Origin of the sequence: Dolichospermum sp. UHCC 0352 (assembly GCF_009711925.1) — a bacterium.
GTDB classification, from domain to species: Bacteria; Cyanobacteriota; Cyanobacteriia; order Cyanobacteriales; family Nostocaceae; genus Dolichospermum; species Dolichospermum lemmermannii.
On sequence record NZ_VIKY01000326.1, the window covers coordinates 1 to 8731 of the forward strand.

Sequence of the window (8731 nt, forward strand, 5' to 3'; positions counted from 1 at the left end):
TCTCCAAATGCTTCGCCCGTACAGTTGTTAGTTGTTAGTTGTTAGTTACGTTAGATTAAATCTAGGCAACTTGACTATATATAGTTGAATAGTCTATTTTTAGTGAAAAAAGTAGAAATTTATGACTTTTGATTACGACCTGTTTGTGATTGGTGCTGGTTCTGGGGGTTTGGCTGCTTCTAAACGGGCGGCTAGTTATGGTGCAAAAGTGGCGATCGCCGAATATGATTTAGTTGGTGGTACTTGCGTAATTCGCGGTTGTGTCCCCAAAAAACTCATGGTTTATGGTTCTCACTTTCGGGCTCAATTCCAAGAAGCCGCAGGTTATGGTTGGACAGTGGGAGACGTAAAATTTGACTGGGAACATTTTATTACATCCATAGATAACGAAGTTAACAGACTTTCCAAACTTCACATCAGCTTTTTAGAAAAAGCCGGAGTAGAACTAATTTCCGGTCGTGCTAGTTTTGTAGACCCCCACACAGTCGAAGTGAATGGTAAACAATATACAGCCGCGAAAATTTTAATTGCTGTCGGTGGTCGTCCCATTAAACCAGAGATTCCAGGTATAGAACACGGTATTACCTCCAATGAAATCTTTCACCTGAAAACCCAACCCAAACATATCGCTATCATTGGTTCTGGTTATATTGGTAGTGAATTTGCTTGTATCATGGGCGGTTTAGGTTCAGAAGTCACGCAAATTATCCGCAAAGAGCAAATTTTGAACGGTTTTGACCAAGATATCCGCACCAGTATCCAAGAAGGAATGACGAATCATGGTATTCGTATTATCCAAAATACTGAAGTGACAGCAATAGAAAAAGTAGACGCAGGACTGAAATTAACCTTATCGGGAGAAAATCAAGAACCCATTATTGCTGATGTATTTTTAGTAGCCACCGGTCGCAGTCCCAACATAGAGGGGTTAGGCTTAGAAAATGCCCAACTTGACTGTGTTCCCAGTTCTGAAGAAGAACCAGGATACAGCACCTCAAATGCAATTTCCGTCAATGAATATAGTCAAACTTGCCAACCCCATATTTATGCTGTTGGTGATGTCACAGACCGCTTAAATTTAACACCCGTGGCTATTGGTGAAGGACGTGCTTTTGCTGACAGCGAATTTGGCAACAATCGTCGCGAATTCAGTCACGAAACCGTTGCTACAGCCGTATTTACCACCCCAGAAGCGGCTACAGTGGGTTTGACAGAAGCCCAAGCTAGGGACAAATTCGGTGATGATAATATCAAAATTTATCGAACTAGCTTCCGCCCCATGTACTACACTTTACCGGGTAAGCAAGAAAAAACCATGATGAAGTTGATAGTAGATACTAACACTGATAAGATTTTAGGCGCTCACATGGTGGGAGATAGTGCCGCAGAAATTATTCAAGGTGTCGCTATTGCTGTGAAAATGGGGGCAACCAAAGCTGATTTTGATGCCACTGTAGGTATTCATCCCTCAGCAGCAGAGGAATTTGTCACCATGCGATAATTGTATTTGGTAGGGGTTTAGCAGTGCTAAACCCCTAAAATTGTGATAGGTTTAGTTTGCATATATTTCATCAAAGTGAATGATCAAGTTTATAGACTTATTTAGTGGTACAGGTGGATTTAGATTAGCAATTGAAAGGATTTGTCATAATTATAAAATTCCATGCCAATGTGTTTTTTCTAGTGACATTGATATAAATGCCCAAAAAATATATTTAGAAAATTTTGGAGAAACACCCATAGGAGATATTACAAAAATTGATGAAAATGATATTCCTGACCATGATATACTATTAGGTGGTTTTCCTTGTCAACCTTTTAGCATTTGTGGAGAACTGAAAGGATTTGAAGATACTAGAGGAACATTATTTTTTGATATTGCCAGAATTATTAAAAATAAACAACCTTCAGCTTTTATATTAGAAAATGTCAAACAACTAAAAGGACATCAACAAGGGCAAACATTACAAATAATTATTAATACATTAAAAGATTTAGGATATTATACAGATTATCAAATTCTTAATGCTGTTAATTTTGGTTTACCGCAAAAACGAGAAAGGATTTTGATAGTCGGGTTAAAAAATCAAACTCATCATCATAATTTTAATTGGCCATTAATCAAAATGCCTATGCAGCCTTTATCAGAAATATTAGAAAAGCCTGTTTCTGACTTTTATTACGCATCTGAAAAAATTCGCCAAAATCGTTTAGAAAAAGTCAAGCTTAATCAAAAATATGATCAACCAACAATATGGCATGAAAATAAATCTGGTAATATCAGTGTATATCCTTATTCCTGTGCATTGAGAGCAGGAGCATCTTATAATTATTTATTAGTCAATGGAGAAAGAAGATTAACAGAAAGAGAAATGTTAAGATTGCAAGGTTTTCCAGAATCTTATAAAATAGTAGGAAGTTATCAAACCATGCGAAAATTAACTGGTAATGCCATCGCTATTCCTTGTGTTGCTACTGTGATTGATTCTGTAATTAATGCAATATTAGTAAATCTGAATGTTAAAAAAATTTCTCGTTCCTCGTTCCCATACTCTGTATGGGAATGAATTATAGAAGGCTCTGCCTTCATTTTCCATAACAGTAGAGGCAGAGCCTCTGTGATAGTATTCCCAGTCAGAGACTGGGAACAAGGTATATAATCACCAATCACCAATCACCAATAACAAATGCTTAAATTTATCCGTTCCGATTTATCCAAACTTAACGCTTATAAAGCTCATCCTGGTAGTGATAATGCCGAACCAGTCGCTATTCAATTTGACCGATTAGATACTAATGAAAGTCCCTTAGATTTACCACCAGAAATCAAAGAAAAATTAGCTTGGACTTATGAAAAACTTATTGAAACTAATCGTTATCCTGATGGTGGCCATGAAACTTTAAAAAATGCCATTTCCCAATATGTCAACGAATCGGCAAATCTGGCAAATTCAACTTTCACCGCTGATAATATTTCCGTTGGTAATGGTTCAGATGAATTAATTAGATCCCTATTAATTGCCACCTGTTTAGGAGGAGAAGGTGCTATATTAGTTGCCAATCCTACCTTTTCCATGTATGGAATTTTGGCGCAGACTTTGGGCATTCCTGTGGTTACAGTCGGGAGAAATCAAAGCAATTTTGAAACTGATTTAGAAGCAGCTAAATCTGCCATTGCCCAAACACAAAATCCCCCTATTCGCGTCGTTTTTGTCGTTCACCCCAATTCCCCCACAGCTAATTGTTTAACAACAGCAGAAATAGAATGGTTAAAAAGTTTACCAGAAGAAATTTTAGTAGTTATTGATGAAGCTTACTTTGAATTTAGTCAAACTACTTTAGCTGCGGAATTATTACAACATCCTAATTGGATAATATTACGGACTTTTTCCAAAGCCTTTCGTCTTGCCGCCATGCGTGTAGGTTATTGTATCGCACATCCAGATGCGATCGCTATTTTAGAAAAAGTCCGTCTTCCTTACAATCTTCCCAGCTTTTCCATCGCTGCTGCCCTCATAGCTTTAGAAAATCGGCAACTTTTACTAGAGTCAATTCCCCAAACCCTGAGTGAAAGAACCAAAATGATCACAGCTTTATCAACACACCCGAATCTAGAAATTACACCCAGCACCACCAACTTTATTTACTTGCGTGTTAAAACTGATGATGCTCACTCACTAGTTACAATTTTAACAAATCTTAACCAAAAACTCAGAAGTCAGGGGACTCTGATTAGACTTCTACCCAATGGCTTACGAATCACTATCGGCACACCAGCAGAAAACACGCGCACAACAGAGCGAATACAAATTGCTTTACATGAATAGGGAATAATTATTCTCCATTAATTATCAAGATCAATACCTATGCGGCGAACTATTATTGCAGTTTGTGTCAACACACCAACCAAAATAGCAAAAGCTTCATCTGGAATATTAACAACTATTTCTGCGGGGAAAAAAATTCAAACTGATCAATACAAAAACTGACTCAGTGACTCCTGCTATATTCGTTTATGTAGTAATATCTGACGTGAGCGATTGAGAAAAAGTGCATTCCAAGGGGATTCAACTTTATATACCCGATATGCCAACTTAAAATAAAGCTGACGGGCTTGATGATTGTTTTCCAAAACATGGAGATACAAGTCTTGAAATCCCCATTCTTGGGAGATTTGCTCACAGCGAACCAGTAAACTAGCACCTACACCCAATCTGCGGTAACTGGGGTGAACAGCTAAATTAGATAGATAAGGGAAACCTGGATTTATACTAGTCCAAGCATCAGTAATCCTGACACCCATTTCTATAGTTCCCATAATTTTCTGATCTTCACTGGCAGCATCAACAGCAACCAAACAAATATGATGGCTTGTGGGAGACTGAAGACGATGCCTGAGATCTTCATAAATACCCATACGAAACAAAGCGAAAGTCCAACCCCATAAACCCTGCTGAGAGTGAAAGCTTTGCGCCACAATTTGAGCAATATTCATGAGATCATCAGGTGTAGCTACACGAATTTGGAGTTGTCCAACAGGTAGAGTAGCGGTTTCTGATCTGGCTTGGGGTTGGGTAGGGTTAAAAAACCAGGATTTCAAAGCTAGTTGGGGATTAATTTGATTAATAGCAGGGGACAGAAAGATTGAAAGTGTTTTGGGGGCTCACTTTTTTGATGACTGTCCGTTCTCACCTACCTGGCAACAGCTATAACAGGATATTTTCCTAGTACCTTTGCCAATTATAACTAAATGGTATCTTAAAGAAAACAATTAGTTAATCATTATGTAGTTAGAGTAACTTATCATCAAGGTGGTAAAACCGATCTAACCGAAATATCTGAGCGGATTCGAGCTAAAAAATTTCCCTACTTGGGAACTAAAGAAGCTGGTGGGATAGGTACTGAGTAATGGATAATAGAATCATAACCTAGAATAATACTCAATCCTGGGGGACATTTTACCTAAAAGGACAACGCCTTATTATTAGTTGTGATTGCTGATTGCTAAATTTAGAAAGAGGTGTTTCTTTAATAGTATACTTTGGCTACAAGTCAACCTGATGTATTATTCATAACGCTACCATCTTTACTAAAAATTTTGGCAATTCTTTCTTTAGTTAGATCCAACTTTTAAATTAACATGATACCAACCGTTACAAATAATCATTTAAATGATAGTTCAATTACATCTAAAAACTTCAAACGACATACTGATCCTCCTTGGTTATGGACTTTTGTTTGTATTGGTTCTGTGTCTCTTCATTTATTAGTATTTTGGTTAATGCGTTCATCAAATGAGTTTCAAGCGTGGTTTCCCCAGTCTAACCAAAGTTCGATTCCCATTGACTTCATGGAAATTGCTTCCGAACCAAAATCTCAAATCAAAACCCAATCAACAACTCCAAAGATTAAACCACAATCTTCTTTTTCAACTCCACCAAAATCAGCATCTGTTAAACTCAGTAATCAAGATGATGCTGATTCTAGTGTTAATTTACCAGAACAAGATAAATCTGAACAACCTGAAGTTAGAAAACCTGAAGCTAGAAAACCTGAAGTTAGAAAACTCGAAGTTGAAAAACCTGAAGTTAGAAAACCTGAAGTTGAAAAAACTGAAGTTGAAAAAACTGAAGTTGAAAAAACTGAAGTTGAAAAACTACCAGTTAGACAACAATCATATCCAACAAACCCAACACCAGAACCAACATCAATAATTCCCGAAAGTGAACGTCCTTGGAATAGTCGTCAAGAAGTTAAACTAGGAGAGGGAACTCTGCTTCCCAAAGATATTCCTGCTGATTCCCCAACTCCCACAACAGAACCTTCCCTAACAGCTAATAGAGGGGGGGCTATAGCTACCGTCAGTCCTATACTGAAGGAAGAAGTTAGTGAATTAATACAACAAAAACAACTGATAGCAGATGCTTTACCAGATGTTCTGGCTGAATATAAAGGAAGTACAGAAAAGGAATTAGAGGCTAGTATACTTCCCAGCGACGAGGATTTGAAACCAGCAAATATACTGGCTAGTTTAATAATTGATAAAAATGGACAATTTCAACAAGCGATAGTGATAACGATTGAACCAGCCGCACTCCGCAGCCAAGCAAATATTTATGAACAAGCACTTAACCAGATATTTGCACAAGAGAGTTTTCTTGCTGCTTATAATCAAGATGGATCAAAACCCGATTTGAGCAATTTATATATTCGTCTTAAAATTAAACCCATAAATTCTCCATAGCTACTTGCAATTTGATAAAAGCTATGTTATCTTAGTTAAGTCAGAAGCACGCGGGTGTAGTTTAGTGGTAAAACTCCAGCCTTCCAAGCTGATCATGCGGGTTCGATTCCCGCCACCCGCTTTTGAATGAAAGCTTTTAAAACTTATACTCAATACTGATTAAGCGTTCCTACATTTTATGTTTAGTGATCGCCGATATAGATTAGCTTTGCGTCTTTGCTCCTTAGCGTCTCTGCGCGAAACAAGGGTAGGCATAAAACCCACCCCAGTTGTAATTATAAATTAATTACCAATTATCGGCGCAGTCAAAGAAACATTTTCCACCGCTTTATTTGCTAATAACGTGGGGACAGAATCACGCAATCTTGCTGTTAATTGTACAGTTGTCGCGTCATACATTTGCGTTAGCAATTTGGGATAAAAACCAATACCAATAATAGGTATCAACAAACAAGCAATAATAAAGACTTCGCGGGGTTCAGCATCTATTAAATTTTGATGAGAAACCAACTCTTCATTCTCTTGTCCGTAGAAAATCTCGCGCAACATTGATAGTAGATAAATTGGCGTTAAAATCACACCAACAGCCATCAAGAAAATGACAATAACTTTGAATGTTGGGTTATAAGCATCGCTAGTTGCAAAGCCCACAAATACCATTAATTCGGCGACAAAACCGCTCATTCCTGGTAATGCCAAAGAAGCCATGGAACAAGTTGTAAACATGGCGAAAATCTTCTGCATCTTCTTACCGACACCACCCATTTCATCTAACATTAAGGTGTGTGTGCGATCATAAGTTGCACCGACTAAAAAGAACAAACTTGCCCCAATTAATCCGTGAGAAACCATTTGTAAAACTGCCCCACTTAAACCCAAATCAGTAAAAGAGGCAATCCCAATCAGAACAAAGCCCATGTGGGAAATTGAAGAGTAGGCAATTTTCCGTTTTAAGTTCCTCTGGGCAAAGGAGGTTAGGGCAGCGTAGATGATATTTACTACCCCCAAAACTACTAATGCGGGTGCAAAATAAGCGTGGGCATCGGGTAGCATTTGGGCATTCATGCGAATTAAGGCATAACCACCCATTTTTAACAAAATACCTGCCAGTAACATATGCACCGGCGCTGTAGCTTCACCGTGGGCATCTGGCAGCCAGGTATGGAGGGGAATAATCGGCAACTTGACAGCGTAGGCAATCAGGAAGCCAGCGTAGAGTAAAAGTTGTAAATTCAGGGCGTAGTCTTTCAATGCGAGCGATCGCATATCAAAAGTCACAGTATCGCCATAAAATCCCATTGTCAAGGAAGACAGTAAAATAAACAGCGAACCACCAGCAGTGTATAAAATAAATTTAGTTGCTGCATATTGACGCTTTTTACCGCCCCAAATTGATAGCAGGAAGTATATTGGCACAAGTTCCAGTTCCCACACCAGGAAAAATAACAGCATATCCTGGACAGCGAAAACCGCAATTTGACCACCATACATTGCCAAAATGAGGAAATAAAATAATTTTGGTTTCAGCGTTACTGGCCAAGCTGCTAAAATCGCCAAAGTGGTAATAAACCCGGTCAAGAGAACCAAAGGCATGGACAAGCCATCAACCCCTAATGACCAATTTAAACCCAACTGTGGAACCCAGGGATAACTTTCCACCAGTTGCAAATCGGGATTAGCGAAATCGTAGCTAGTATAAAAAGCGCAGACAATTAGGCCAAAATCTATCAGCCCCACAGTGAGAGAATACCAGCGCACCGTTTTTCCGTCTTTATCTGGGATGATAGGAAGCAGCAGTGACGCGGCTATGGGAAATAAAATAATCGTCGTCAGCCACGGGAAATTAGCTATATTCAACATAATCAATCTGTAATTAAAATCATGTTTGGCAAAAATTCATTATCTAGTGACTTCTGAATCAAGTTAAATAAACGATTACAGCTATAAGATTAACGTAAATGCTCAAACCAAGTTCAAAATAAGTTAATTTTATTTATTTAAGTCTTTAACATCAGGAATTAGGTATTGGTTTTCCTCCCATCATCCCCAATCTACAGAATTATTTTATGATAGTTCTTCCTTATCAATTTTATGATAACAAATTTAAAACCGAATGTCAACCCCCACATTCTCTATTTTTTGTCTAAAGTACAGATGTGTTCTCCTGATAAGTTACATTTTGTCAAAAAAATTAGCTGCGTTTCCCCTGGTTCTGAACTAACCGCAACAATTCTGCAAACAAGGGTTCTCCAAAATTCATGAGAATTAAAGAAGGTATTTCATCAAATACATCTGGGTAAAAAGTAATCATGTATTCCCGGTTTTTATAGGTAAATAGCCACGTTTTTTCGTCTTTTGGCTGAAAAATCACCCCAGTAGATTTTAAGGCGTTGCTGATTAAGGGTATGAATTTTAGTCTCACGCAAAGGCGCAATCACGCTTCGTGATCTCGAAGAGTAGACGCACTGAGGTTTGAGTTTTAAAGGT

The 8731-nt window shown here is 38.1% G+C and carries 7 protein-coding genes and 1 tRNA gene; 5 read left to right on the forward strand and 3 right to left on the reverse strand.

Annotated elements, in window-relative coordinates:
• The first annotated feature begins 121 nt into the window (after window positions 1-121).
• From gor to FJR06_RS23660, 3 genes are all read left to right on the forward strand, one after another.
• Complete coding sequence (gor, locus tag FJR06_RS23650; protein ID WP_168652391.1) at window positions 122-1501, forward strand: glutathione-disulfide reductase; 1380 nt, start codon at window positions 122-124, stop codon at window positions 1499-1501.
• 79 nt (window positions 1502-1580) lie between these two features.
• Window positions 1581-2567, forward strand: coding sequence for a DNA (cytosine-5-)-methyltransferase (gene dcm, locus FJR06_RS23655; protein WP_168652392.1), 987 nt, complete (start codon window positions 1581-1583; stop codon window positions 2565-2567).
• 120 nt (window positions 2568-2687) lie between these two features.
• Window positions 2688-3827 (forward strand): histidinol-phosphate transaminase, encoded by a 1140-nt coding sequence (locus FJR06_RS23660; protein WP_015079715.1) that lies wholly within the window; start codon window positions 2688-2690, stop codon window positions 3825-3827.
• Between the two features lie 176 nt (window positions 3828-4003).
• On the opposite strand, the gene FJR06_RS23665 is transcribed toward FJR06_RS23660, so the two are convergent.
• Window positions 4004-4600 carry a GNAT family N-acetyltransferase gene (locus FJR06_RS23665; RefSeq protein ID WP_015079716.1) on the reverse strand — a complete coding sequence of 199 codons (597 nt, stop codon included), beginning with the start codon at window positions 4598-4600 and terminating at the stop codon, window positions 4004-4006.
• Window positions 4601-5140: 540 nt separating this feature from the next.
• Here FJR06_RS23665 and FJR06_RS23670 point away from each other — a divergent pair.
• Both FJR06_RS23670 and FJR06_RS23675 read left to right on the forward strand, forming a co-directional pair.
• Complete coding sequence (locus tag FJR06_RS23670; protein WP_168652393.1) at window positions 5141-6244, forward strand: hypothetical protein; 1104 nt, start codon at window positions 5141-5143, stop codon at window positions 6242-6244.
• Between the two features lie 50 nt (window positions 6245-6294).
• Window positions 6295-6365, forward strand: a tRNA-Gly gene (locus FJR06_RS23675).
• Between the two features lie 161 nt (window positions 6366-6526).
• On the opposite strand, the gene ndhD1 is transcribed toward FJR06_RS23675, so the two are convergent.
• Window positions 6527-8095: a photosynthetic/respiratory NAD(P)H-quinone oxidoreductase subunit D1 gene (gene ndhD1 / locus FJR06_RS23680; protein WP_174782929.1), complete on the reverse strand. Its 1569-nt coding sequence runs from the start codon at window positions 8093-8095 to the stop codon at window positions 6527-6529.
• A 340-nt stretch (window positions 8096-8435) separates the two neighbouring features.
• Complete coding sequence (locus FJR06_RS23685) at window positions 8436-8666, reverse strand: hypothetical protein (protein WP_041457863.1); 231 nt, start codon at window positions 8664-8666, stop codon at window positions 8436-8438.
• Window positions 8667-8731 lie beyond the last annotated feature (65 nt).